The following is a 23,020-nucleotide window of genomic DNA, read 5'->3' as shown; positions in this document are numbered from 1 at the left end:
TCAACAATCTTGAAACCTATAACAATGAACAAGCCACGCCCAAACCGACCTGATCTACCCCTGGGCAGGGGCCATGCCCCCCCGCTATGCCTATACCCACTCGGGCCAAAATCCCTTCCGGGCTTCTGTAAACCAGACCCTGAGCCGTCTTCGAGGGTTCTTACACGTGGGATGCTCGGGGATCACTCGGACCAAAGCTGAGCCGCTGGTTTCCGGTCACAATGTCCGTGAAACCTATACCGTTGAATATGCTCACTTTTTTCACGGAAGCCGTAAACCACCGTCTGTCACACTCGTGTCACACCAGCACCACAACAAGGGCTTGAATCGGCCGTTTCTGGCCGATATGGTGGCTTCGTTACAGCGTTGATCCAGAACGATTTTCCAAGGAATGGGCGCGTAGCTCAGCGGGAGAGCATCGCCTTCACACGGGGAGGGCCATAGGTTCAATCCCTACCGCGCCCACCATTCAGAATCCTCTGACATTATTGGACAGGGCCACGGCGCCTACAGGCCCTGCCGCCTCAACCGCGCCGCCAGGAACTCCGTGAACATCCGCGTCTTCGCCAGCGGCAGCCTCGTCGCCGGCCACACCGCGTGGATCGGCACCGGCGGCGTCTCGAACGCCGTCAGCACCAGCTCGACCCTGCCCTGGTCGGCCAGGTCGCGGATCTGCCACAGCGGCGAGAAGCCGAGCCCCAGCCCATGCGCGACGGCGGCGTAGATCGCCGGCATCGTGTCGGCCCGGAAGGCGCCGGCCACCTGGACCGTCCTCGGCCTGCCCTCCACCTGGAACTGCCATCTGCCCGGCTCGCGGTCGACGGTGCGGACGATGCACTGGTGCCGGCGCAGGTCGTCGGGGTGTTCCGGCCGGCCATGGCTCGCGAAATAGGCCGGGGCGCCGAACACCACGCGCCGCAGCGCGCCGAGGCGCCTCGCCTTCAGCTCGGAATCCGGCAGCTCGCCGATCCGCACCGCCAGGTCGATCCCGTCGCCGGTCAGGTCCGCGAACCGGTCGGACAGCACCAGTTCGACCTCGACCCGCGGATGGCGCTTCATGAACTCCGCGATCACCGGAACCACATAGGCGGGCGCGAACAGCACCGGCGCCCCCACCCGCAGCAGGCCCGACGGCTCGGCCCCCCGGTCGGCCGCTTCCAGCCTGGCCTCCCTGATCTCCGCGACCGCCGGCTTGACCCGGCGGTAGAACGCGAGCCCCGCCTCGGTCGGGCTTGAGCGCCGCGTGGTGCGGCGTACCAGCTCGACGCCCACCCCCTGCTCCAGCGCCGCCAGCGACCGGCTGACGGACTGGAGCGTGCGGCGCAGTTGGCGCGCCGCCGCCGTCAGGCTGCCCTGCTCCACGACGGCCAGGAACGCTTCCAGATCGTCGATCCGCTCCATGCGATTCTTCCGGGATTCGAGAGGATGCCTTCCATCTCCGATCCATTATCACGGAACTCGCGAAACGCCATCTTCGGGAACGTGCCCACCGCGCGCAAACGAAGAGGAAACGACATGCCTGGAACGAACCCGACCGGCCCGCACCCGTCCCGCCGGAAGCTCCCCGCCCGCTACAACGGGATCGTCGTCCCGCTGCTGCTCTCGGTCGTGATGTCGGCCGTCGTCTCGGCCATCGCGACGCTGAAGAGCGTCGGCCTGGCCGACGGCGTCGCCGCGACCTGGCTGGGCGCCTGGGGCGCCTCCTGGATCGTCGCCTTCCCCACCCTCCTCGTCGTGTTGCCGGCGGTACGCCGGGTCGCCGCGGCGATCGTCCAGCCCGTGGAGCGATGAAGGGAGCGGGAAGCACTTGGCGGAAACCGCCGCACGGGGCAGCCGCCCTTTGCCGCACCTCGATGCGCAGGGCCGCTGCCGAACCCCGCGCTCCTCACTGCCAGTCGGCGAGCGGAATGTCTGCGAGGATCTTCCCGGAAGAGCGGTCGAGCACCGCCGCACAGTCGGGAGCGAAATTGAGCACCTCGATATCGGTCGTCCGATCGACGGGATTGTCGAATTCCGGGAGGTCGCGGTCGCGCCAGGTGAGGATGAATGGCGCTCGCAGGCGCCCCACCATCATCACGGCCAAGGCCGTCTTGGCGGCACGGGCTTCGTGGGGTGCCAAGCGCGCCTGGATCGGCGTGAACTCGTTGGGCCAGAAGTACCTGCCGTAGCTAGGGACCGCCACGCCGACGACGTCCCGTTCGACCTTGACGACGTTCGTCGTCGCTCCGAAGGCGTTCCCGCCGACATATCTGCCGACGCGCCTTTCGTTGGACGAGACCGAAACATAGGTGCTTGGCCCGTGGTCCCGGTCGACGACGATACGGCCAAGGCGAAGCAGTCTGCTGGCGATGTTCCCTATGGTCAGGATGCCCTTGTCCGCCTCGTAGGTCGCCAGCGCTTCGTCGAGCGGGAACGTAACGACCAGGGTGCCGTCGGCTTCCCCGCCGGCCTTCGCCAGTACGCCATCGATCTTCGGCCCGATGCGTCGCCAGAACGCCTGCGTGGTCTCGAACTCGTCCTTCTCGTAGTCGCCTCCCCGCAGGGCTGCGACCAACCCGACGGCGTCGACAGCCCGGATGGGCCCTCTCGTTGCCATTCCCTCGCATGCGTTCCTGAAGCCGAGCGACGGCGGGACGGCTTTCATCAGGGACGTTGGAGGGGCGGTAGCCTTCGGCGCGGACGCCGGCGCCATGGTTACGGCGGGTTGCATGGCCACCCGCTGAGGTAGGCAGGCGGCCAGCACCACCAGACCGGCAACCAGAACCGCTACTCGCATGCCCCACTCCACGAGAACAAATTCAGGCGACCATACCCCTATCGATAGGCCCGGAGCAATGTTCCGGCTCGCGGCCGGATGCGCCTGAAGCGCACCGGCCCCGGCCGGGCGACGGGCCTCTCCCCTTGACGTTAAACCCATTTCGTTCTTTTATTGTTCTATCAACCGGAACGAGGAGGACCGACCATGGATGCCCCCACCCGATCGGCACCCCTTCGGCCGAGGATGGAGCGCTTCTGCCGCCTCGCGGCTCGGGGCGGCAGCCTGGCCGAGGCCGCGCGCGGTGCCGGCTACGCCCCGGCCTCGGCCCGCCAGCGCGCCTCGGAGCTGTGGGCGCGCGACGACGTCCAGCACCGCATCGCGGACCTCAGGGCCGAGCTGGAGGACGAGGACGAGGCCGACCTGAAGGCGATCCGGGATGACGCGCAACATGCCTGTGACGCCGCCATGAAGGACCGGAAGTTCACTACCGTCGCGCGCCTGCTGGCCCAGCTCTACCGCATGCACCGCGACGCGATCACCGACCGCGGCCGCTCGCGCGCCGAACGCGAGCGTCTGCGCGAGGAGATGCGCGAGGAGATGCGCGACGACATTGCCGAGGAACTGCGCGAGGAGATGCGCGACCGCATCGCCGAGGAGATGCGCGCGGAGCTGCGCGCCCGGCCGCCGCAGCCGGCCCCGCACCCCGAGCCTCCCGCACCCCCACGAACCATGTCGAACCATGACGTCGACGCCGCGATTGCTCCCGAAGCGGCGGCCGAACCCGCGGTCCCGGGCCGCGCCGACCCGCCCGCACCCCCACGAAACATGACGAACCATGACGTCCGGCCCGGGTCCGCGCCATCGCGCGCCGCCGTGCCCGCGGCCTACACGATGGCGCAGATCGACGCGCTGGCCGCCTCCGGCGAGCCGATCACCGACGAGCAGCAGGCCGCGATCAGGGCCGGCCTGGAAGCGGAGTTCGGCGACCTGGAGACCGCCCTGCTCGAGGACCGGCCGATGACCCCGCTCCAGGACATGTTCGTCCGGCTGCTGGCGTGAACGCGCCGCAGCCATTCGAGGCCCATCGCGGCCGAGCTGTCGTGCTTGTCAGACCTGTGTGGCGCCAAGTGCTTGCAGGAAATAGTCGACGAAGGTTTGGCAATTGTACCCTTCGTCCAGCCCACGCCAAGGGCCGTTTTCAAGGGCGATGGTCGAAAATATGGAATATAGGGCCCCTGGAGAGACTGGAGGGTCCACTATATAGGATGTTCTTGGCCGGGCGAATCTGCCGGCCCCGCCCTTTATCTTGGCAGAATTGTAGTAGAATCTGTACGACCTATCCGTCAGGTCGATTTTTATATATTTTACTCCCTGGTTGCGGGACTCCTCTCCGGGATCGGCTTCACACTCGATCTCCCAGTGGCTGTCTCTCATGGGTCCTTTGAACACCGTCAGCCGCGATATGCCCCTTTTCTTGGGAATGACGACGGGGGTTTCCGGCAGGGCGGACAGGGTCGTCCTGACTGTCTTCGGGTTCGGAACGCCCTCTGCCTTCGGCGCCCGCCAGACCAGAACCCCGAAAGCGCCCGAACTGTCGCTTTCCATCATCTGCGCGGTGGCTGCGCGCCGTCCCGCCGCGGTCGCCGACGGCCGCGGCGCCGGAGGGGGAGGCGGCAGAAATTTCTGGCGGCGGTCGGTGCCGGCAGCCTTTTTCTGAACTGTCCCGCCATATTTCGTGGGAGGAGGCAAATGTCGCATCTTTTCCTCCGGATGCCACCTGTCGAGGCAGCATAGTCCCGCGAAAAGCGTGCAGGAAGGTCAATTCACACTTTATACGATGGCCAGCACGGTGTCCGAGCCCGCCCGGATCGTTGATGCGGACGGAGGCAACCCTGGGAGCGGCAGCCTCGATACGAGCATCGGGAACTGTCGGTATGCCTAGCCCTGACCGCGGGTGCCGCGGTACTCGTCGGTCAGCACGCCGGCATAGCCCCAGTCCTCCTCCGCGATCTCCTGGATCACGATATGCGTGTGCTCGGGTTTCTTGCCGAGTACGCGGACCAGGACGTCCGTGAACTCCCGGACGACCTGTTCCTTCTGCGCCCGCGTGGCGCCCTTGGTGATCTGCAGATTGACGTAAGGCATGCCGCGGCTCCGTCGTGGTCGGGTTTGCGCGGACATTACTGCCACGGGGCGGCCGCGGCGCCAACCGCGCCGGCGACGCATGCGACGCCGCGCGGATGCCCCCTTTGACCCTCGCCCGTTGCACGGGAGAGGGAATATTCGCGCACCACTCTTGACTTTAAACCTATTTTGTCCTCTTCTTGTTCATTCAACCGGAACGAGGAGAGCCCCCATGGACACGCCCGCCCCTCTGCCGCCGCGCGTCGAGCAGTTCTGCGGCGCCGTCGCGCGCGGCGAGCCCCTGGCCGAGGCCGCGCGCCGGGCCGGCTACCCGCCCGTCGCCGCCCGCCGGCACGCCGCGGAGCTGTGGGTGCGCGACGACGTCCAGGCCCGCATCGGCGTGCTGCGCGAGGCGGAGGAGAACCGCGAGCAGGCCATGATCGGGAGCATGCGCCACAAGTACGAGCGGATGCTCGACTTCTTCTGGAAGAACGGCAAGCTCGACGCCGCCAGCCGCACGATGGCGCAGTGGTGCCGCTTCGAGAAGGACGTCCGCGCCCAGCGCACCGTGACCCCGCGCGAGCGCGAGCGCCTGCACGAAGAGGTCCGCGAGGACCTGCGCGAACAGATGCGCCCCGAGATCGCCGAGGACCTGCGCGAGGAAATGCGCGAGGAAATCGCCGCCAGGCTGCGCGAGGAGATCGGGGCCGAGCTGCGCGCGCAGGCCGGGATGCACGCCGGCCCGGTACGAACCGTGACGAAACATGACGTCAGGCAGGTTTCCGCGCCCCCGAAGCCCGCCCCCGTGACGAAACATGACGTCGGAGGGGTTTCGGCACCCTCGAAGCCGGCCGCGCCGAAGCCGGCCGCCGCGGAACGCCCGAAGTCGGCCCGTGAAGAACTGGACGAGATCGAGGCCCTGCTGGCCGCCAGCCTGCATGCCGAAGGCAGCGCGCTGGAACGCTCCCTGCTGCGCGGCCGGTCGTCGTCCAGCCTCCAGGCGCTGCTCGCCGGGGGCCTGTGACCGCGCCCTGCGGCCAAAGGCGCCCCGCCCGCTCAGAGCCCGCCCGACACCCGCAGGACCGCGCCGGTGACGTAGGACGCCTCGTCCGACAGCAGCCACAGCACGGCGCCGGCGATCTCGTCCGGCTCGCCGATGCGGCCCATCGGCACGCGCGAGACGACCCGGGCCGGCCGGTCCGGCTCGCCGGCGCTCGCATGGATGCCGGTATAGACGGTGCCCGGCGACACCGCGTTCACCCGCGTGCCGGTCGGCGCCAGTTCCTTGGCGAGGCCGATGGTGAAGGACTCGACCGCCCCCTTCGTCGCGGCATAGTGGACGTACTCGTTCGGCGCCCCCAGCGTCGCCGCGATCGAGGAGACGTTCACGATCGCGCCCGTCGCGCCGCGCGCCTCCCACCGGCGGACGGCTTCCTGGGCGCACAGCATCGTCCCAAGCACGTTGACGTCGAGCACGCGGCGCATCACGGCATGGTCGAGGGCGCGGAACGGCCCGATCGGGCCGGTGATCCCGGCATTGTTCACCAGCCCCGTCACCGGGCCGAGCGCGCGCTCCGCCTCGTCGAACAGGTGCCGCGCCACTTCGGGATCGCCGACGTCGCCGCGCACCGCCACGGCCCGCCCTCCCGACGGGGCGCCCAGCCGGGCCACGTCCTCGACCAGCCGCGCCGCCGACGCCTCGTCGCTGGCATAGCTGAAGCACACGCCATGACCCAGCTCCGCGGCCCGGCGCACGATCGCCGCCCCGATGCCGCGGCCGCCGCCGGTCACCACCAGCACACCCTTGTCCGTCATGTCCGAAGTCTCCGAAAGTGAAGGGCCAGCAGCAGGGCCGACGCCAGCGCCAGCCCGGCTAGAAGAAGGGAAAGCGCGATCGCCACGGTCTCGCCGAACCGCTCGATCACGACCGCGAAGACCAGGGGTGCGGCCGCGGAGACGACGAAGCTCGGCACCAGCAGGCGCCCCACGACGGCACCGTAGGTGCGATGATCGAACAGCACCAGCGGCAGCGTGCCCTGCGTGATCGCCAGCACGCCGTGCCCGGCGCCGTACAGGAACACGAACGCCGTCGCGGCGAGGACCGCGTTGCCGCCGGCGAGCGCCAGCGCGAAGGACAGCGGCAGCAGCGACGCCGCGGCGAGGTTGAGGTCGATCGGATGCACGCGGCCGCCCAGCACGACCTGCCCCAGCCGCCCGGCCACCTGGCCGATGCCGCGGAACATGCCGATCCACACCGCCGCCGACGCCGCGATGCCGAGCCCGGTCAGAAGCCCGATCACATGCGCGGACATCGCCGAACTCAGGAAATGCGCGAGCGCGAAGGCGAGCGCGTAGAGCCCTCCGGCCAGCGCCCGGTCGCGCGGCGTGCCGGCCAGCGGCGGGGCGTGCGCGACGGCGCCCGCCGGCGGCCTGGCCCGGCCGGCCGGGACGGCGAAATGGAGAAGGACGGTCGCGAGCGACAGGCCCGCATAGACGAACAGCGCGCCGCGCCAGCCCAGCCGGTCCGCCAGCGCGTCGCCGAACGGCCAGAACACGGTCGAGCTGAGCCCCCCGAACAGCGTGACCTGCGCCATCGCCGCCTTGGCCGAAGGACCGCCGAGCCCCGCGAGCGTCGCGAACGCCGCATCGTACAGCGTGAGCCGCATCGCCACGCCCAGGCAGATCCAGGACGCGTAATACGCCACCAGGCCGTGCGACAGCGCCAGCCCGCAGCAGCCGGCCGCCGTCAGCACCGCCCCCGCCATCATCACGCCCCGGCCGCCATGGCGGTCGATCAGCCGTCCCGCGGCACCCGACACCGCGCCCATCGCCAGCAGCGCCGCGGTGAAGCCGCCATGGACCAGGGGCAGGCTCCAGCCGAGATCCTCCGCCATGCGGTCGCCGAACACGCCGATCAGGTAATAGGACACGCCCCACGACACGAGCAGCGAGACGCCCATGCACAGCACGGTCCGGGGCAGAATCGGGGTCGTTGTGGTGGTCGTGGTCACCGGGCTCGTCTCCTTCGGGCGCGAGCTTGCGTGACGGGGATGGATAAGGGAAGATTTGGCTTGTTATGCACGGCATAAGGAAAACTTTGGTTTGGGAGAGCTGGACCTCGGGCGCCTCAGGACCTTCCGCCTGGTCGTCGAACTCGGCAGCTTCTCGGCCGCCGCCGCGCGCCTGGGCTTGTCGCAGCCGGCCGTCAGCTCCCAGGTCCGGGAGCTGGAGCGCACGCTCGGCACGCGCCTGCTGGAGCGGCTGGGCCGGCACGTCGGCACCACGGCGGCCGGCGCCGAGCTGCTGCGCCATGCCGGCGCGATCGAGACCGCCGTGCAGGCCGCGCTGGAAGCCGTGGGCGCGCATGCCAGCGGCGAGGTCGGGCAGGTCCGCCTGGGCACCGGGGCGACCGCCTGCATCCATCTGCTGCCGCCGGTCCTGCGCGGGCTGCGCGCCCGCTTCCCCGGCCTGGAGATCACCGTCACGACCGGCAGCACCACGCAGATGCTGGGCCTGGTGACCGAGAACCGGATCGACGTCGCGCTCGTCACCCTGCCCGTCGCGGGCCGGACGCTCGACGTCACCCCCCTGCTCGCCGACGCCTATCTCGCCGTCGGCCCGGCCGAAGGCGACCCGCTTCCCCCCGTGGTGACGCCCCGGGTCCTCGCCGCCAGGCCGCTCGTCCTGTACGAGCCGGGCGGCAGCACGCGCCGCCTCGTCGACGCCTGGTTCTCGGCCGCCGGCCTGCCGGTGGCGCCGGTCATGAACCTCGGCAATGTCGAGGCGATCAAGGAACTGGTCGGCGCCGGCCTCGGCTGTTCCATCCTGCCGGCCATGGCCCTGCGCGAGGACGGGGGACGCAAATGGGTCTCGCGGCCGCTCTCGCCGGAACTGGGCCGGACGCTCGGCCTGGTGGTGCGCAGCGACAAGCCGCGCAGCCGCGCGCTGCGCGAAGTGATCCGGGCGTTCGAGACTCACGTCCGGCCGGGGCGGTGATGCGGCCGGGGCCCTTCTCCCCAGGCCGGCCCCTCAGTCGGGCTGCCGGTCGATCGCCGCCATGTCGTCGTCGGAGAAGCCGAAATGATGCCCGATCTCGTGGATCAGCACGTGGCGCACCACGTCCTCCAGCGCCCCGCCGCGGATCTCGTGGAAGCGCAGGATCGGCAGGCGGAACAGCGCGATCCGGTCCGGGGCCGTCGGGACCATCGCGACGCTGCGCCGCGTCAGCGGCACGCCCTGGTAGACGCCGAGCAGGCGCCACGGATCGCGCAGGCCCATGCTCGCCAGCAGATGCGGCCCCGCCAGGTCCTCGACGACGATGCCGACCTCCGCCACGTGGCGGCGAAGCTCCGGCGGTATGCCCTCCAGCGCCCGCTCGGCGATGCGCAGGAAGGCTTCGGGGTCGGGCCGGGAGCCCGGATCGGACCCGGGACCGGACGCTGGATCGAAAATGGTCATCCCCAGCAGATGGTGGCCGCGGCCGCGTCCTGAAAGGCGCCGGCGCTGGCCCGGAAGGCCGCGGGCCTGCTACACGTCGCCGACGTGTTCCGGGATCAAGGTGATGAACGGTCTGTCCCTCGCATTCAAGATCGCCTGGCGCGACCTGCGGGGCTCGCTCGCGGGCCTGCGGGTCCTGGTGGTCGGCATCGCGCTCGGCGTCGCGGCGGTCGCGGCGGTCGGATCGGTCGCCGGGGCCGTCCTGGACGGCATGCGCGGGCAGGCGCGGCTCGCGATCGGCGGCGACGTGTCGGTGCGCCTGTTCCACGTCCCTCCCCGTCCCGAGCACCGCGATTTCCTGCGCGCCGCCGGGACCTATGGCGAGACGGCCGAGCTGCGCCCGGCCGTGCGCCGCGCGGACGGCGCCGGACGCCCGGTGCTGGTCGAGCTGAAGGCCGTGGACGACGCCTACCCCCTCTACGGCACGCTCGGGCTGGAGCCGCAGATGCCGGTAATGGACGCGCTCGGCCGGCGCGGCGGCGCCTGGGGTGCCGCCGTCGACCGCTCGCTGCTCGACGCGCTCGGCATGGCCCCCGGCGACCGGCTGCGCCTGGGCGTGACGGTGGTCGAGATCCGCGCCGTCATCCAGGCCGAACCCGAACGCGCGCTGCGGACCTTCGCGCTCGGCCCCCGGGTCATCGTCGCGCGCGGCGCGCTCGACGCCTCGGGCCTGGCCGCGCCGGGGGCGCAGGTCTACTGGTACGGCCGGGTCCGGCTGCCGCCGCCGGCGGACGCCTCCGCCTTCGCGGCGGCTCTGGAGCAGCACTTCCCCGACGCCGGCTGGCGGATCGTCGATGCCGGCGACGGCGTGCCGGGGATGGAGAGGACGGTGCGGATCGCGCGCGCACTGCTGGTGCTGGTCGCGGCCGCGGTCCTGCTGATCGGCGGCGTCGGCGTTGCCCATGCCGTCGCCGGCCATATCGAGTGCAAGGTCCCGACCATCGCGATCCTGAAGGGCCTCGGCGCGTCCGGCCGGCTGCTGTTCGCGATCTACCTCGCCCAGGTGGCCGCCGCCGCGGCACTCGCCGTCGCGATCGGCCTCGCGATCGGGGCCGCGGCACCGCTGGCGCTGCGGCATTTCGGGCCGGACTGGCTCCTGGGGCCGGGCGCGCCGGTCGTGCAGCCGGCAGCACTGGCGCTGGCGGCCGCACTCGGCCTGCTGACGACGGCGCTGTTCGCGCTCTGGCCGCTGGGCCGGGTCGGGCGGATGACGGTGGGCGAGCTGTTCCGGGACACGGTCGCGCCGTCGCGCGCGCGGCCGGGGCCGGGCGTGGCGGCGGCGATGCTGGCGGTCGCGGCGGCGATGGCCGTCCTCCTGCTCGCGGGGACCGGGCTGCCGCTGCTGGCCGGCGTCTTCTGCGCCGCGGCGGGATGCGCCGTGCTGCTGTTCCTGGGGCTCGGCAAGGCGGTGTCGCTGGCGGCCGGACGGGTCCGGGGCGTGCGGCGGCCGCTGCTGCGGTTGGCGCTCGGCAACCTGTCGCGCCCGGGTGCCGCCACCACCTCCATGGTGATGGCGCTCGGCCTCGGCCTCACGGCGCTGGTGGCGGTGCTGACGGTCCACGGCAATGCGCGCCTCCACCTCGCCGGCACGCTGCCCCGCCACGCCCCCGACCTGGTCTTCATCGACGTCCCGCCCGAGCGGGGTGCCGCCGCCGAGGCGCTCGTCGCCGGCATCGCCGGGGTGGAGCGGGTGCGGCGCATGCCGTTCCTGCAGGCACGCCTCACCCATGTCCGCGGCGAGCCGCTGCTGCGCGACCAGGTGCCGCGGGACGTCGCCTGGGCGGTCCGGGGCGACCGGGGGCTGTCCTGGGCGGCGGCACCGCCGGCCGGCACCCGGATCGTCGAGGGAGAGTGGTGGGACGAGGCGCATGCCGGGCCGCCGCTCGCCTCGCTGGCGGCCGACGTTGCCCGGCGGCTGGGCATCGGGATCGGGGACCGGCTGACCTTCAATGTCCTGGGCCGGCCGGTCGAAGTCGAGGTCGCGAACCTGCGGGCGGTGGACTGGACGACCCTCGGGCTCGACGTTCCGGTCCTGCTGTCGCCGCCCCCCGACCCGCCGCCCCATGCCGAGATCCTGGCCGTCCAGGCCGCGCCCGGCGCGCTGGACGCGGTCGAGGCCGCGATGCGGGAGATGCTTCCCCGCTCGCCCGCCGTCCGCGTCGCCCCGCTGATCGGGACGCTGTCCGCCATGGTCGAGGGGGCCGGGCGCGCCCTGTCCCTCGCCTCGGGTGCGACGGTCGTCGCGGCACTCGTGGTCGTCGCCGGCGGCGCTGCGGCGAGCTACCGGCGCCGGCGCCGCGAGATGGCGATGCTGCGCGTGCTCGGCGCCCGGCCGCGGCAGCTCGCGCTGGCCGGCGCGATCGAGTTCGGGCTGCTCGGGGCCGCCGCCGCCGGGCCGGCGGTCCTGCTCGGCACGGCGGCCGCCTACGCCGTGGTGCGCGGGCTCGGCCCGGACCACTGGATGTTCCTGCCCGCGGTCCCGGCCCTGCTCGCCCTGGGCACGGTCGCGGCAAGCACCGTCGCGGGAATGGTGCTGGCGCGCTGCGGCGGCTTCACCCTCGCGTTCCGTGAATGAAGCCTGCCCGCCGCGTCAGCGCCGGGCCCGCTTGAACATCCTCCACGCGGCGCGCAGAAAGGCCAGTCTCTTGATCAGGCGCAGCATATCGAACCTCCGGCCATCGCATGTGGCCCTACGTCAACCGCCCCGGCGCCCTTTCCTCTCGCCGCCTCAGCGCGGCTTCGTGCGCAGGTAGCTCAGGACCATGTCGACGGCGTGCGCCTCGCGCTCCTGGATCCGCGCGAAGTCGCCGAGGTCCTTGTCGAAGATGGTCGACAGCGTCTGCTGGTTGGAGACGTAGAAATACCCCAGCGCCGCGATCGAGATGTAGAGCTGGACCGGGTCGACGTTGGCGCGGAACGTGCCCTTGCGCGCGCCGCGCTCGATCAGCTTCTGGATCTGCCCGACCAGCGGCGAATGCAGGTCGCGCACTTCCGGCAGGGTCCTCAGGAACCGGGCGTTCTGCAGGTTCTCGGTCGTCAGCAGGCGCACGAACCAGGGCTTGTCGAGGAAATGGCGGAAGGTGAAGCGCACCAGCCGGTCCATCGCCTCTTCCGGTTCGAAGGCGTCGAGATGCAGCGCGGTCTCGCCGTGGCGGATCTCGCGGTAGGCCTCGGACAGGACCGCGCAGTACAGCGCCTCCTTGTTGCCGAAGTAGTGGTAGAGCAGGCGCTTGTTCGCCTTGGCGCGCTCCGCGATCCGGTCGACGCGCGCGCCGTCGAAGCCGCTTTCGCAGAACTCCTCCCGCGCCGCCTGCAGGATCTGGCGCCGGGTCAGGTCCGGGTTGCGGCCGCGGACCGCCGCCGTCTCGCGGCGGCCGGCCGGCTTCGGGGCGTCATCCGGCGGAGCGGCCGGGGAGTAGGTGATGGAAGGCTCGTCGTGCGCCATTCTTGACCGCCGGGATGCTCAGGATGATCGTGAGCGCCGTTACCGAAAACAGTAGCAGGCTGATCGGGCGGGTGAAGAACGGGCTCGGATCGCCGTCCGAAACCACGAGCCCCCGCCGCAGGTTGGTGTCTAGCAGATCGCCGAGAATGATGCCTAGTACGAGCGGCGCCATGGGATACTTCATCTCCCGCAGGATGAAGCCGACGATCCCGAAGAACAGCATCACGTAGACGTCGAACATCCGCTGCGTGATCGCGTAGGGCCCGATCACGCACAGCACGAAGACGACCGGCATCAGGCGCTCGCGCGGGATGCGGAGCACCTTGACCAGCACCCGGGTCAAGGACAGCCCGTACACCGTGATGGCGATCGTCGCCAGCAGCAGCATGCCGACCATCTCGTACACGAAGCCCGGGTTCTCGAGCATGATCATCGGCCCGGGCCGCACCCCGTGGATGAACAGCGCCGCCAGCAGGACGGCGGCCGGCGCCGACCCCGGTATCGCGAGCGTGAGTGCCGGGATCAGCGCTCCGGGCACGACGGCGCTGTTGCCGGTCTCGGCCGCCGTCAGCCCCTCGACCGAGCCCTTGCCGAACTGCTCGCGCTCGCGGCTGGCCCGGCGCGCCGCCGCGTAGGAAGCCCACGCCCCGATGTCCTCGCCGACGCCGGGGATGATGCCGACGAAGGTGCCGATGACGCCGGAGCGGATGATCGTCCGCCAGTACTTCAGGACGTCGGCGACCCGCGGCACGACCCGGTCGATCGAGCTCCCGATCACGACCGCGCTGCGGTTCTTCATTACCGTGAGGATCTCGGCGAAGCCGAACGCGCCGACCATCGCGGGAATGATGTCGATGCCGCCGCCGAGCTGGTGGATGCCGAAGGTGAAGCGCTGGTGGGCGTGGATGCCCTCCATCCCGACCATCGCCGCCAGCAGGCCGAGGATGCCCGCGATGTAGCCCTTCAGCGGCGTGTCCGTCGCCGTGAGCTGGCCCGAGATCACGACGCCGAACACCGCGAGCCAGAAGAACTCGTAGGAGCCGAAGTCCAGCGCCAGCTCGGCCAGCAGCGGCGCGAAGATCGCGAGGCAGACGATGCCGACCATCGTCCCCAGCGCCGAGCTGGTCGTCGCGATGCCCATCGCGTAGCCGGCCTGCCCGCGCAGCGCCAGGGGATAGCCGTCCAGCGTCGTCGCGGCACTCGCGGGCGTGCCAGGGATGTTCAGCAGGATCGCGCTGCGGCTGCCGCCGTAGATCGCCCCGACATACATGCAGACCAGCGTCAGGATGGCCTGGTCGGGCGCCATCTTGTAGGTGAGGGTCACCAGAAGCGCCACGCCGAGCGTCGCGGTCAGCCCCGGCAGCGCGCCGATCACGATGCCGAGCAGCGTCGCCCAGGCCACGTTGAAGATGGAGATGGGCGTCAGGAAATGGCCGACGCCACGGCCGAGGAGTTCAAGGCCCTCAAACATCGCTGATCCGCCGATGATTTCCGGATACCGCCCGTCAGGGCAGCCGAACCAGGAACAGCTCCTGGAAGATGTAGCTGACGGCGCCGCCGGTGATCACGGCGAGCATGAGCGCCACGACGGCGCTACGCCGCAGATCGGTCTTCGTCTCGCCGAGAGGCCCCTCGAAGACGACCACGAAGACGAACACGAAGACCGCCGTCGCGAGCCAGAACGGCAGCCAGCCGACCAGCCCGAGCGCATAGACGAGGCCGATCGCCGTCGTGACGCCCAGGCGCCACAGCTCGTTCGAGCCGCCGGAGCGCTCCGCAGGGCCCGCCCCCCGGGACCGGGCGCCGAGCAGGACGCCGCAGACCACCAGAAGCGCGCCCAGCACGCCGGGAACCAGCCCGGGAACGCTCGAAGGATGGATGCCGCGCATCTCCAGCCTCGGCATGGTCCAGGATCCGTAGACCACCGCGACGCCGAGCGCGATCAGGACGGCCGCCGTGATCAGGTCGGCCCGCGCCATGCCCCTGGATTCCATGTCTCGCCTCCGGGTCTCGCCTCCGGGTCTCGCCTCCGGGAAACCCGCCGTCCCCCGGAGAGGACGGCGGTATCCGTCACTCGGCCTTCGCTTCGGTCCGGCCCTCGCAGTCGATGCCGATCTCCGACGGGTCCATGACCGCCTCGCCGCGCTCGACGCGCGCACAGGCCTCTGCTATGATGATCGGCATCGCACGGGTACGTGCCTCTTCACCATAGGACGGGTCGAAGACCGCGCCGCGCTCGCGGGCGTACTTGGCCAGCTCCTCGGAATTCATCACCTTCTCCTCCCAGATCCGGTCCATGGTCTCGACGACCTCGTCCGGAACGCCGCGCGGAAGGAAGATGCCGAAATAATCCGGCGCGACGTGGATCTCGGGCAGCCACTGGGTGATCGGGGGAATGGGCTCGATGCCCTCGATTTCCAGCGGCTCGTCGGTCAGCGCCGCGAGGGGCCGCAGGCGGCCGCCGCGGATCATCTCCGACTGCTCCACCGCGAGCTGGGTGGTCACCATGGCCTCGCCGCTCGCGGTCGCGATCACCGCCGGGTTGCCGCCGTCATAGGTCACCATGCGGTAGTCGAAGTCGCCGGCATCCGCCAGCGCGGCGATCGCGGTGCCGCCGGACGAGGTGTTTCCCGCCGTCGCGACGGTGATCGACTGCCCCTCGTCGCGGAACGCGGCCAGCAGCTCGCCGAAATCCTGGTACGGGCTGTCGGCCGGCACGCTCACCACCGGCGCGTTGGCGACCGACAGATAGACGTGCCAGTCGTCGATCGAGGTGTCGGGGACGAGGCCCGTGACCGAATACGTCGCGTTGTTCGCGATCGCGTTGGCCGTCCAGGTGTAGCCGTCCTTGGGCGCGTCCAGGGCCGCCTTGGTGCCGATGGCGCCGGAGGCGCCGGGCTGATTGACCACGACGACGCTCTGGCCGAGCGCCTCCTCGAGCAGAGGGGCGGTCACGCGGGTGACCTGGTCGGTCGATCCGCCCGCCCCCCACGGGACGATGATGTTGATCGGCCGTTCCGGCTGCCACTGCGCGAGCGCCGGCACCGCCGACAGGGTCGTGGCCGCAACGGCGGCAATGAGACCGTTTCTGAAAAAACGCATGTCTCCTCCCGTATTTTGATTTCGTTGTTCAGCTACGCAACGGCTTTTGGAAAGCGTGCCCACCATCCGGGAGCGTGTCAAGCACCAAGTAACCGTTCAGTTCGCCGCTTGGCACATGAATCGGAAGAGGCGACTTCAGCTCCCGAAAGGGACTAGACGACCGTCAGATAGCGTTCCTTGCAGACGGTAACCACTTCGTTCGGATCGCGCTTCCACCAGGTCTCGGCGGAGAAGATCTCGACCTCGTGGAAGCCCTCGTATCCGGCCTCCTCGACCCAGCCGCGGATCAGGGGAATGTCGATGATGCCGTCGCCCATCATGCCGCGGTCCAGCAGGAGGTCGCGGGTCGGGATCAGCCAGTCGCAGATGTGGAAGGCGAGCAGCCTGTCCTTGCCGGCGCGCCGGATCTGGCGGTCGAGGTCGGGGTCCCACCAGACGTGATAGACGTCGACCGCGATGCCGACGCCGGGGCCGAGGCGGTCGCACAGGTCGTTCGCCTGGGCCATGGTGTTGATGCAGCAGCGGTCCGCGGCATACATCGGGTGCAGCGGCTCGATCGCGAGCGGCATGCCGGCGGCGCGCGCCTCCTCGAGGACCGCGGCGATGCCGTCCTGGACCATCATGCGCGCGCCGACCAGGTCCTTGGCCCCCTTCGGCAGGCCGCCGGCGACCAGCACGAGGCACTGCGCGCCGATCGCCACCGCCTCCTCGATCGCCCGGCGGTTGTCGTCGATGGCGGCCCTCCTCTCGACCGCCGTCGGCGCCGGGAACATGCCGCCGCGGCACAGCCCGGTGACCGTCATCCCATGGTCGGCGAGCAACGCCGCCGCCCGGGGCACGCCGCACTCCGCGAGCTTGTCGCGCCAGACGGAGATGCCGCGCACGCCCTGTGCCGAATAGCCCTGGATCGCCTGTTCCAGGGTCCATTGCGCCTTGGTCGTGGCATCGTTGATCGACAGGCGGGAATGGTCGTGGAGCGGACGCGCGGTCATTGCGCCACCCCCCGGACCCGCAGGACATCAGCCATCCGCGCCGCCGCCATGGCCGGATCGGCCAGAAGACCGGCGCGGTCGGCCAGGCGGAACAGCTCGGCCAGGTGCAGCGTGCTGCGGGTGCTTTCCTGGCCGCCGATCATCGTGAAATGGTCCTGGTGGCCGTTCAGGTAGGCCATGAACACGACACCGGTCTTGTAGAAGCGCGTCGGCGCCTTGAAGACGTGCCGGGACAGCGGCACGGTCGGCCCGAGGATCGCGTGGTAGCGCTCACGGTCGCCCGCCTCCAGCGCCGCCAGGGCGGCGGCGGCGGCCGGCGCGATCGCATCGAAGATGCCGAGCAGGGCATGGCTGTATCCCTGCCCGTCGCCTTCGATCAAGGCCGGGTAGTTGAAGTCGTCGCCCGTGTACATGCGCACGCCGGCCGGCAGCCGTCGGCGCATCGCGACCTCCTTCGCGTCGTCGAGCAGCGAGATCTTGATGCCGTCGATCTTGTCGGCATGGGCGTGGATGATGCCGAGGCATACCTCCATCGCCTCGTCGAGGTCCGCGCGCCCCCAGTAGCCGGCCAGGGCCGGGTCGAACATGTCGCCCAGCCAGTGCAGGATGACCGGCTCGCGCACCTGGGACAGGATACGCCCGTAGACCCGCTCGTAGTCGGCTGGCGACGTCGCCCGGGCCGCGAGCGCCCGGCTCGCCATCAGGATCAGGCGGCCACCCTCGCCTTCGATGAACCCGGCCTGCTGCTCATAGGCGGCGATCACGTCCTCGACCGACCGGGCGTCGGCCGGCGCCAGATGGTCGGTGCCGCAGCCGCTGGCGACCATCGCGCCTTCCTCGCGCGCCGCCGCCACGCTGAGGCGGATCAGCTCGCGGCTCTGCGCCCAGTCGAGGCCCATGCCGCGCTGCGCGGTGTCCATCGCCTCGGCGACGCCGAAGCCGAGCCGCCACAGATGGCGCCGGAACGCGATCGTGCGCTCCCAGTCGATCGCCGGCGTGAGCCAGGGATCGCAGTCCGCCATGGGGTCGGCCACGACATGGGCCGCGGCATAGGCCACGCGCCCGAACGGCCGGCCATGCAGGCCGCTGAAATCCGCCGGCTCGCCGGTCGCATGGCGCTCGGTCCCGCCGGACGCGGTGGGGAGGACGACCTGCGGCATGTCAGGCCTCCAGCGCCGGAACGTCGACCCAGCGCCGCTCGGCCCAGCTCTTCAGGTTCAGCTCCGCGAACTGCACGCCCTTGGCCGCCTCGCGCAGGGTCCAGGGGAAGGGGTCGCCGTCGACGACGTGGCGCAGGAACAGGACCCACTGCTCCTTGAAGGCGTTGTCGAAGGCCTCGCGCTCCGGCACGAGCTGCCAGTCCGCGAAGAAGTCGATGGTCTGCTTCTGATCGGGATTCCAGACCGGCTTCGGCGTCGCCTCGCGCGGCTGGATCCGGCAATCCGTCAGGCCGGCGACCGCGGACCCGCCGGTGCCGTCGACATGGAAGGTGACGAGATCGTCGCGGCGTACCCGCGTGGTCCAGCTGCTGTTGATCTGGACGACGGCGCCGTTCTCCAGCTCGACGATCGCGTAGGCCGCATCGTCCGCGGTCGCGTCGTAGGGCTGGCCGTTCTCGTCCCATCGGCGGGGGATGTGGGTCTTGCCCAGGCAGGTCAGCGACTTCGGCGCGCCGAACAGGTTGTCGATGACGTAGCGCCAGTGGCACATCATGTCGAGGATGATGCCGCCGCCATCCTCCTTCCGGTAGTTCCAGGACGGCCGCTGCGCCGGCAGCCAGTCGCCCTCGAAGACCCAGTAGCCGAACTCGATCCGCACGCTGAGGATGCGGCCGAAGAACCCGCCGTCGATCAGGCGCTTCAGCTTGCGCAGGCCCGGCAGCCACAACTTGTCCTGGACCGCGCCGTTCTTCACGCCCGCCGCCTCGGCGGTGCGGTAGAGGGCGACGGCATCCGCGAGGTTGTCGGAGATGGGCTTCTCGCAATAGACGTGCTTGCCGGCCGCGATCGCCTTGCGGAGCAACTCGACGCGAAGCTGGGTCGACGCCGCATCGAAGAAGATGGCGTCGTCCGGGTTCGCCAGCGCGCCGTCGAGGTCGGTGGTCCAGCGCGGCACGCCGTGCTCGGCGGCAAGCCGTTCCAGCTTGGCCGCATTGCGCCCGACCAGGATGGGGTCGGGCACGAGGCGGTCGCCGTTGCGAAGCGCGATGCCGCCCTGGTCGCGGATCGCCAGCACCGAGCGGATCAGGTGCTGGTTCATGCCCATGCGCCCGGTGATGCCGTTCATGATGACGCCGATGCGTCTGGTCTCCATGGTTCTCTCCCTCTGCTCGGGCGGCTCTTCTCAGACGATAGGCCGCATCGTGTCGTAGTCGGGCACGGCTCCCGCCGCGTAGCCGGCGCAGGCCAGCGACGCGATCCGGAGACGTCCGCCGGTTATCTCGAGGTGAAGCCCGGTCGCGTCGCGCCGGTACAGATCGGGATGGGCTCGTGCGAAGCGGTCCATCTCGGCTTCGCCCGCCCCTTGCATGCCGTCCACGTAGTGGTGCCCGTTGCGCTCGACATGGGACAGGCCGAGCAGCGCCACCAGCGCCAGGTCCTGCTGTACCGCCAGGCCCGGCTGGGTCGTCAGGTCCTCCCCCGACAGGAAATACCGCCCCGCTCCCCAGTGCCGGCAGCGGGCCGCATTGAGAAGCGAGCGGTAAAGCCCCTTGCAGGTCTTGGAGGAGACGCCGCGGTAGCCGAGCGGGCGCGCCTGCGCGACGCTGTCATCCTCGGCGTCGCTCTCGTCGATCAGGAAAGGCACCCGGTCGGCAAGTTCGCCGAGATGGCGGTCGAGCGCGACCGAGCGGTGAAGCGGCTGCTCGACATAGGCGATCGACGCGGCGAGACGGGCGAGACGCCGGTCGCCCCAAAGCCGTTCCAGGAAGTCTCCGAGCAGCGGGATGTCCGTGAACTGCTCGTTGCCGTCGAGCGTCGTCCGGTAATCGTCCAGCCGGTCGAGCACGGCGGCGATGGCCGCGAGGCGCTCCAGGTCGGTATCCGGGTTGCCCGATACCTTGATCTTGAACCAGCGGTGACCGTACCGGGCGACGACGGCCTCCAGGCTTTCGGGCAACCCGTCCCGGGCCTCGGGCACCTCGGCCTCGATGATCGGGTCCGCAAGGCCGACCGTGTGGCGCGCCTCGATCTCCATGCGGGGCCGCAGGTCGGCCAGGAACGCGCCGATGTCGAAGCCGCGCAGGTCGTCCGGCAGGTGGTCGGCACGCATCCCGATCCGGTTGGTCCGGACGGCATCGTAGAACGAGATGCCGTCCAGGCGGCACACCGCATCCAGCACGGCGCGCGCGGCCAGGGCCGGACCGTAGCCGGCGACGAGCCCGTTCTCATCCGCCAGCCGCCGGCGCTGCTCGGCCTCCGCGGCATGGGCAAGGTCGACCGGCGCCCGGTACCCGTCCGCGCACAGGTGGATTTCGCGTGCGACCCGGATCGAGTTGCGGAGCTGCTCGACGTTCTCCTCGTTGCCGAGGTCGAAACGCTTGTCGAACCATTTCGGGATCATCAGCTCCGCCGCGTGCCCCCAGGCGCCCCGCCCGTCCGGCCGCTCGACATACGTGCGCAGGAACGCTTGCGACGCCTCGCGCAAGGTCACCACGCCGAAGCGGAAGGGCAGCCGCAGCGTCACGGGCCGCTCGAACGCCTCGACCGCGCGGACCACCACGGCGGACGCGGTCATGGCAGCGCCTCCAGGATGCCGCGGACATAGCCGATCGCGCGTGCCGCGCAGCCGGGCCCGTCGGGCTGGTAGTCGAACGGCTCGACCGCGACCGTGCGGTCCCAGCCATGGCGGCGCAACGCCGCGAACATCGGCGCGAACGTGTCCGTGCCCTGCCCCGGCCCGCGGCGGTTGGCATCGTTCACCTGAACGTGGGCGATCAGCCCGGTGGGCAGCCACCGATCGAGCAGCGCTTCGACGGCCTCCACCTCGGCGGCCTTGGCCGCCGAGGTGTCGATCATGGTCCGCAGGGCCGGCTCGCCGATCGCCTCCACCAGCGCCGCCGCCTCGGCGACGGTATTGACGAAATTGGTCTCGGTCGGCGACAGCGGCTCGATGCAATAGGTGACACCGGCCCGGCCCGCCGCAGCACCCGCGGCCGCGAAGCAGTCGGTAGCACGCCGAACCGCCTCCTCGCGCCCGTTCGCAGGCAGCGTCCGCTGCCGCGGCGAGCCATGGACGAGCACGTCGCCGCCAAGCGCCGCACACAGATCGACCAGACGATGCATCATGTCGAGCGTCGCGGCGCGGACACCGGCGTCGGCCTCGGTCACCGAAAGCCCCTCGGGCGCGACGAGCAGCCAATGCAGGCCGGTGATGCGCAGCCCGTGGTCCGCAGCCACCCGTCGGATTTCCGCGGCACGGGGCCCGGTGAGCGTCCGCGGATCGTCGGCCAGGGTGAAGGGTGCCACTTCCAGCCCGTCGTAGCCAAGCGCCGCAGCGTAGGCGCATTGCCGCTCGAACGGCATGTCCCGCAGCACCTCGTTGCACAACGCGATCCGCATGGCCCACCAATAACCAATTAGTTACTTAAGCCAGTGGACACGCGCAGGTCAGGCTGTGTCAACCGTAAATTCCGATGTATAATACGTAACTGCTCATTTACTTTCGGATGGAATGCATGGGCGCGATCCAGATGGAAACCCTGGCCCTGATCGGGCTTGCGCTCGGTGCCGGCGCAATGGTGAAGGGGGCGACCGGCATGGGACTGCCGATCATCGCCATGCCCATGCTGGCGACGGCGTTCGGGGTCCCTCACGCGATCGCCGTCCTGACGGTGCCCCTCATCGTGACCAATGCCTGGCAGGTCTGGCAGCACCGCTCCCATGCCCGGGGCGCGAGCTTTCTGAAGCGGCTCCTTGCGGCCGGCATCTTCGGGATCGGCATCGGCACCTGGCTGCTGACGGCGGTGCCGGAACGCAGCCTGTCGCTGGTGCTCGGCCTCTTGGTGGTGGCCTATGTCGGCCTGCAGGTCCTGCACACCGATTTTCGTCTCAGCGGCGACGCCGGGCGGGGTTTGGCGCCCGTCGCCGGGGCCGCGGCCGGAATGCTGCAGGGGGCGACCGGGATCTCGTCTCCGATTGGCGTGACTTTCATCCATGCCTTGCGGCTGGAGCGCGAGGCCCACATCTTTGCCGTCTCGGCAATGTTCCTGTTGTTCTCGCTGACCCAGCTTCCAGCATTGGCCGTTGCGGGGATCATGTCCTGGCCGCGCTTCGTCGAGGGCCTGATAGCGCTCGTCCCCGTATTGGCACTGATGCCGCTCGGCGCATGGGTGGGCCGTGCGCTGAGCCGCAGGACCTTCGATGTCATTATCCTCGGACTGCTGGTCATCCTCGCCGTCGAGTTGATCTGGAAGTCGATCAACGCTTCAGGGCAGGGCTGAGCGGGCAATCCGGGTTACTCCCAAGGCGGTAAGTATTCTTCCCCGCTCCTGTTTCGCCCCTGCGGAATGTTATTCCTGCCGGCCACCGCGGCACGGGCCGTTTCCGGCAAGGGGCACCTCGCCGGTCTCATCCGAACGGGCCGCCCCTACGTGCCCCTGCCGGGGCTGGAGGACGAGGAACGGAAGAAATGCGGATCGGACGGATCGTACATGTCGATGAAGAGGCCCGCGCGGGTCGGCTGGTGTGCCGCGAGGACGCCCGGGAATTCCCGTTCGACGTCGAGAGCGTGCAGATCGACGATCTCGACCACCTCGACACGGGGGCGGAGTTTCATTTCCAGGTCCTGACCTCGGATCTGGGAGGTGCCCGCGCCGTCTGCCTGCGCCGAGCCGCCTGACCCTCAGGTTCCGGCCGGCGGCGGGCCGAAGCGGTTCGGCCCGGACGTGCCGCGCAGGAAGCCGGTTTCCACCAACGCCCAGATATTGCCGACGATCGGGATCAGGCCGATCAGCATCCACCACGCGCTCTTGTCGCGGTCGTGCCAACGCTTGGCCGAGACGGCGATGGCGGGCCACAGCATGGCCAAGTCGAAAAGCAACGGCAGGACCGGCGCGTCCAGCACTTCCGCCAACCTCCCGACCGCGAGCGATGCGGACAGGAG

Annotated in this window: 24 protein-coding genes and 1 tRNA gene; 8 read left to right on the top strand and 17 right to left on the bottom strand. The window is 70.2% G+C overall.

Features of this window, described 5'->3' with window-relative positions:
- Nucleotides 1–393 precede the first annotated feature (393 nt).
- Nucleotides 394–468: transfer RNA gene (locus VGO20_RS23300), tRNA-Val, on the top strand.
- Between the two features lie 39 nt (nt 469–507).
- On the opposite strand, the gene VGO20_RS23295 is transcribed toward VGO20_RS23300, so the two are convergent.
- The gene (locus VGO20_RS23295) at nt 508–1,401 is read right to left on the bottom strand and encodes a LysR family transcriptional regulator (protein ID WP_327504790.1); all 894 of its coding nucleotides are present in this window, start codon (nt 1,399–1,401) and stop codon (nt 508–510) included.
- A gap of 114 nt (nt 1,402–1,515) precedes the next feature.
- Here VGO20_RS23295 and VGO20_RS23290 point away from each other — a divergent pair, with 114 nt between their 5' ends.
- Entirely contained in the window at nt 1,516–1,791 is a 276-nt protein-coding gene (locus VGO20_RS23290) for a DUF2798 domain-containing protein (protein ID WP_327504789.1), read from the top strand.
- Between the two features lie 94 nt (nt 1,792–1,885).
- Here the strand turns inward: VGO20_RS23290 and VGO20_RS23285 are convergent, their stop codons facing one another.
- Complete coding sequence (locus VGO20_RS23285) at nt 1,886–2,644, bottom strand: hypothetical protein (RefSeq protein ID WP_327504787.1); 759 nt, start codon at nt 2,642–2,644, stop codon at nt 1,886–1,888.
- A 318-nt stretch (nt 2,645–2,962) separates the two neighbouring features.
- On the opposite strand from VGO20_RS23285, the gene VGO20_RS23280 reads away from it, so the two are divergent.
- Nucleotides 2,963–3,817 carry a terminase small subunit gene (locus VGO20_RS23280; protein ID WP_327504786.1) on the top strand — a complete coding sequence of 285 codons (855 nt, stop codon included), beginning with the start codon at nt 2,963–2,965 and terminating at the stop codon, nt 3,815–3,817.
- A gap of 48 nt (nt 3,818–3,865) precedes the next feature.
- On the opposite strand, the gene VGO20_RS23275 is transcribed toward VGO20_RS23280, so the two are convergent.
- A complete protein-coding gene (locus VGO20_RS23275; RefSeq protein ID WP_327504785.1) occupies nt 3,866–4,366 on the bottom strand; it encodes a hypothetical protein in 501 nt (166 codons plus the stop codon).
- A gap of 330 nt (nt 4,367–4,696) precedes the next feature.
- Nucleotides 4,697–4,939, bottom strand: a complete 243-nt coding sequence (locus VGO20_RS23270; RefSeq protein ID WP_473964864.1) for a tautomerase family protein — start codon at nt 4,937–4,939, stop codon at nt 4,697–4,699.
- A gap of 175 nt (nt 4,940–5,114) precedes the next feature.
- Between VGO20_RS23270 and VGO20_RS23265 the strand changes: the two genes are divergently transcribed.
- Nucleotides 5,115–5,906 carry a terminase small subunit gene (locus VGO20_RS23265; protein ID WP_327504783.1) on the top strand — a complete coding sequence of 264 codons (792 nt, stop codon included), beginning with the start codon at nt 5,115–5,117 and terminating at the stop codon, nt 5,904–5,906.
- A gap of 32 nt (nt 5,907–5,938) precedes the next feature.
- Here the strand turns inward: VGO20_RS23265 and VGO20_RS23260 are convergent, their stop codons facing one another.
- Nucleotides 5,939–6,697 (bottom strand): SDR family oxidoreductase, encoded by a 759-nt coding sequence (locus VGO20_RS23260; protein ID WP_327504782.1) that lies wholly within the window; start codon nt 6,695–6,697, stop codon nt 5,939–5,941.
- Complete coding sequence (locus tag VGO20_RS23255; protein WP_327504781.1) at nt 6,694–7,893, bottom strand: MFS transporter; 1,200 nt, start codon at nt 7,891–7,893, stop codon at nt 6,694–6,696. Before VGO20_RS23255 ends, VGO20_RS23260 begins: the two co-directional genes overlap by 4 nt.
- 91 nt (nt 7,894–7,984) lie before the next feature.
- Here VGO20_RS23255 and VGO20_RS23250 point away from each other — a divergent pair, with 91 nt between their 5' ends.
- On the top strand, nt 7,985–8,878 hold the full coding sequence (locus VGO20_RS23250) for a LysR family transcriptional regulator (protein WP_327504780.1): 894 nt from the start codon (nt 7,985–7,987) through the stop codon (nt 8,876–8,878).
- Nucleotides 8,879–8,911: 33 nt separating this feature from the next.
- Here the strand turns inward: VGO20_RS23250 and VGO20_RS23245 are convergent, their stop codons facing one another.
- On the bottom strand, nt 8,912–9,340 hold the full coding sequence (locus VGO20_RS23245; RefSeq protein WP_327504779.1) for a metallopeptidase family protein: 429 nt from the start codon (nt 9,338–9,340) through the stop codon (nt 8,912–8,914).
- Nucleotides 9,341–9,443: 103 nt separating this feature from the next.
- Here VGO20_RS23245 and VGO20_RS23240 point away from each other — a divergent pair, with 103 nt between their 5' ends.
- On the top strand, nt 9,444–11,954 hold the full coding sequence (locus VGO20_RS23240; RefSeq protein ID WP_327504778.1) for an ABC transporter permease: 2,511 nt from the start codon (nt 9,444–9,446) through the stop codon (nt 11,952–11,954).
- A 153-nt stretch (nt 11,955–12,107) separates the two neighbouring features.
- Here the strand turns inward: VGO20_RS23240 and VGO20_RS23235 are convergent, their stop codons facing one another.
- The 9 genes from VGO20_RS23235 to VGO20_RS23195 form a co-directional block, all read right to left on the bottom strand.
- Nucleotides 12,108–12,824 carry a TetR/AcrR family transcriptional regulator gene (locus VGO20_RS23235; RefSeq protein ID WP_327504777.1) on the bottom strand — a complete coding sequence of 239 codons (717 nt, stop codon included), beginning with the start codon at nt 12,822–12,824 and terminating at the stop codon, nt 12,108–12,110.
- A complete protein-coding gene (locus tag VGO20_RS23230) occupies nt 12,772–14,295 on the bottom strand; it encodes a tripartite tricarboxylate transporter permease (RefSeq protein ID WP_327504776.1) in 1,524 nt (507 codons plus the stop codon). The genes VGO20_RS23235 and VGO20_RS23230 overlap by 53 nt, the downstream gene beginning before the upstream one ends.
- Before the next feature lie 34 nt (nt 14,296–14,329).
- Complete coding sequence (locus tag VGO20_RS23225; protein ID WP_327504775.1) at nt 14,330–14,818, bottom strand: tripartite tricarboxylate transporter TctB family protein; 489 nt, start codon at nt 14,816–14,818, stop codon at nt 14,330–14,332.
- A gap of 76 nt (nt 14,819–14,894) precedes the next feature.
- Nucleotides 14,895–15,926 (bottom strand): Bug family tripartite tricarboxylate transporter substrate binding protein, encoded by a 1,032-nt coding sequence (locus VGO20_RS23220; protein ID WP_327504774.1) that lies wholly within the window; start codon nt 15,924–15,926, stop codon nt 14,895–14,897.
- Between the two features lie 152 nt (nt 15,927–16,078).
- A complete protein-coding gene (locus VGO20_RS23215) occupies nt 16,079–16,918 on the bottom strand; it encodes a sugar phosphate isomerase/epimerase family protein (RefSeq protein ID WP_327504773.1) in 840 nt (279 codons plus the stop codon).
- Nucleotides 16,915–18,078, bottom strand: a complete 1,164-nt coding sequence (locus tag VGO20_RS23210; RefSeq protein WP_327504772.1) for a dihydrodipicolinate synthase family protein — start codon at nt 18,076–18,078, stop codon at nt 16,915–16,917. The genes VGO20_RS23215 and VGO20_RS23210 overlap by 4 nt, the downstream gene beginning before the upstream one ends.
- A gap of 1 nt (nt 18,079) precedes the next feature.
- Nucleotides 18,080–19,231 carry a Gfo/Idh/MocA family protein gene (locus VGO20_RS23205; protein WP_327504771.1) on the bottom strand — a complete coding sequence of 384 codons (1,152 nt, stop codon included), beginning with the start codon at nt 19,229–19,231 and terminating at the stop codon, nt 18,080–18,082.
- Nucleotides 19,232–19,261: 30 nt separating this feature from the next.
- Nucleotides 19,262–20,653 (bottom strand): enolase C-terminal domain-like protein, encoded by a 1,392-nt coding sequence (locus VGO20_RS23200; RefSeq protein WP_327504770.1) that lies wholly within the window; start codon nt 20,651–20,653, stop codon nt 19,262–19,264.
- Complete coding sequence (locus VGO20_RS23195; RefSeq protein WP_327504769.1) at nt 20,650–21,477, bottom strand: sugar phosphate isomerase/epimerase family protein; 828 nt, start codon at nt 21,475–21,477, stop codon at nt 20,650–20,652. The genes VGO20_RS23200 and VGO20_RS23195 overlap by 4 nt, the downstream gene beginning before the upstream one ends.
- 116 nt (nt 21,478–21,593) lie before the next feature.
- On the opposite strand from VGO20_RS23195, the gene VGO20_RS23190 reads away from it, so the two are divergent.
- Both VGO20_RS23190 and VGO20_RS23185 read left to right on the top strand, forming a co-directional pair.
- Nucleotides 21,594–22,358, top strand: coding sequence for a sulfite exporter TauE/SafE family protein (locus VGO20_RS23190; protein ID WP_327504768.1), 765 nt, complete (start codon nt 21,594–21,596; stop codon nt 22,356–22,358).
- A gap of 188 nt (nt 22,359–22,546) precedes the next feature.
- Nucleotides 22,547–22,756, top strand: a complete 210-nt coding sequence (locus VGO20_RS23185; RefSeq protein ID WP_327504767.1) for a hypothetical protein — start codon at nt 22,547–22,549, stop codon at nt 22,754–22,756.
- A gap of 3 nt (nt 22,757–22,759) precedes the next feature.
- On the opposite strand, the gene VGO20_RS23180 is transcribed toward VGO20_RS23185, so the two are convergent.
- Nucleotides 22,760–23,020, bottom strand: a 261-nt coding sequence (locus tag VGO20_RS23180) for a DUF805 domain-containing protein (RefSeq protein ID WP_327504766.1), incomplete at its 5' end; no start/stop codon positions are given.

The sequence above is a fragment of the Arenibaculum sp. genome, assembly GCF_035998295.1.
Taxonomy (GTDB): domain Bacteria; phylum Pseudomonadota; class Alphaproteobacteria; order Azospirillales; family Azospirillaceae; genus DASYHS01.
The sequence above is the reverse complement of the archived record's forward strand: the minus strand, read 5'-3'. Positions and strand labels throughout refer to the sequence as shown.

Coding starts and splice junctions, on each gene's coding strand:
- VGO20_RS23295 (WP_327504790.1), bottom strand. CDS start 1,401: ATGGAGCGGATCGACGATCTGGAAGCGTTCCTGGCCGTCGTGGAGCAG.
- VGO20_RS23290 (WP_327504789.1), top strand. CDS start 1,516: ATGCCTGGAACGAACCCGACCGGCCCGCACCCGTCCCGCCGGAAGCTC.
- VGO20_RS23285 (WP_327504787.1), bottom strand. CDS start 2,644: ATGAAAGCCGTCCCGCCGTCGCTCGGCTTCAGGAACGCATGCGAGGGA.
- VGO20_RS23280 (WP_327504786.1), top strand. CDS start 2,963: ATGGATGCCCCCACCCGATCGGCACCCCTTCGGCCGAGGATGGAGCGC.
- VGO20_RS23275 (WP_327504785.1), bottom strand. CDS start 4,366: ATGATGGAAAGCGACAGTTCGGGCGCTTTCGGGGTTCTGGTCTGGCGG.
- VGO20_RS23270 (WP_473964864.1), bottom strand. CDS start 4,939: ATGTCCGCGCAAACCCGACCACGACGGAGCCGCGGCATGCCTTACGTC.
- VGO20_RS23265 (WP_327504783.1), top strand. CDS start 5,115: ATGGACACGCCCGCCCCTCTGCCGCCGCGCGTCGAGCAGTTCTGCGGC.
- VGO20_RS23260 (WP_327504782.1), bottom strand. CDS start 6,697: ATGACGGACAAGGGTGTGCTGGTGGTGACCGGCGGCGGCCGCGGCATC.
- VGO20_RS23245 (WP_327504779.1), bottom strand. CDS start 9,340: ATGACCATTTTCGATCCAGCGTCCGGTCCCGGGTCCGATCCGGGCTCC.
- VGO20_RS23240 (WP_327504778.1), top strand. CDS start 9,444: ATGAACGGTCTGTCCCTCGCATTCAAGATCGCCTGGCGCGACCTGCGG.
- VGO20_RS23235 (WP_327504777.1), bottom strand. CDS start 12,824: ATGGCGCACGACGAGCCTTCCATCACCTACTCCCCGGCCGCTCCGCCG.
- VGO20_RS23230 (WP_327504776.1), bottom strand. CDS start 14,295: ATGTTTGAGGGCCTTGAACTCCTCGGCCGTGGCGTCGGCCATTTCCTG.
- VGO20_RS23225 (WP_327504775.1), bottom strand. CDS start 14,818: ATGGAATCCAGGGGCATGGCGCGGGCCGACCTGATCACGGCGGCCGTC.
- VGO20_RS23220 (WP_327504774.1), bottom strand. CDS start 15,926: ATGCGTTTTTTCAGAAACGGTCTCATTGCCGCCGTTGCGGCCACGACC.
- VGO20_RS23215 (WP_327504773.1), bottom strand. CDS start 16,918: ATGACCGCGCGTCCGCTCCACGACCATTCCCGCCTGTCGATCAACGAT.
- VGO20_RS23210 (WP_327504772.1), bottom strand. CDS start 18,078: ATGCCGCAGGTCGTCCTCCCCACCGCGTCCGGCGGGACCGAGCGCCAT.
- VGO20_RS23205 (WP_327504771.1), bottom strand. CDS start 19,231: ATGGAGACCAGACGCATCGGCGTCATCATGAACGGCATCACCGGGCGC.
- VGO20_RS23200 (WP_327504770.1), bottom strand. CDS start 20,653: ATGACCGCGTCCGCCGTGGTGGTCCGCGCGGTCGAGGCGTTCGAGCGG.
- VGO20_RS23195 (WP_327504769.1), bottom strand. CDS start 21,477: ATGCGGATCGCGTTGTGCAACGAGGTGCTGCGGGACATGCCGTTCGAG.
- VGO20_RS23190 (WP_327504768.1), top strand. CDS start 21,594: ATGGGCGCGATCCAGATGGAAACCCTGGCCCTGATCGGGCTTGCGCTC.
- VGO20_RS23185 (WP_327504767.1), top strand. CDS start 22,547: ATGCGGATCGGACGGATCGTACATGTCGATGAAGAGGCCCGCGCGGGT.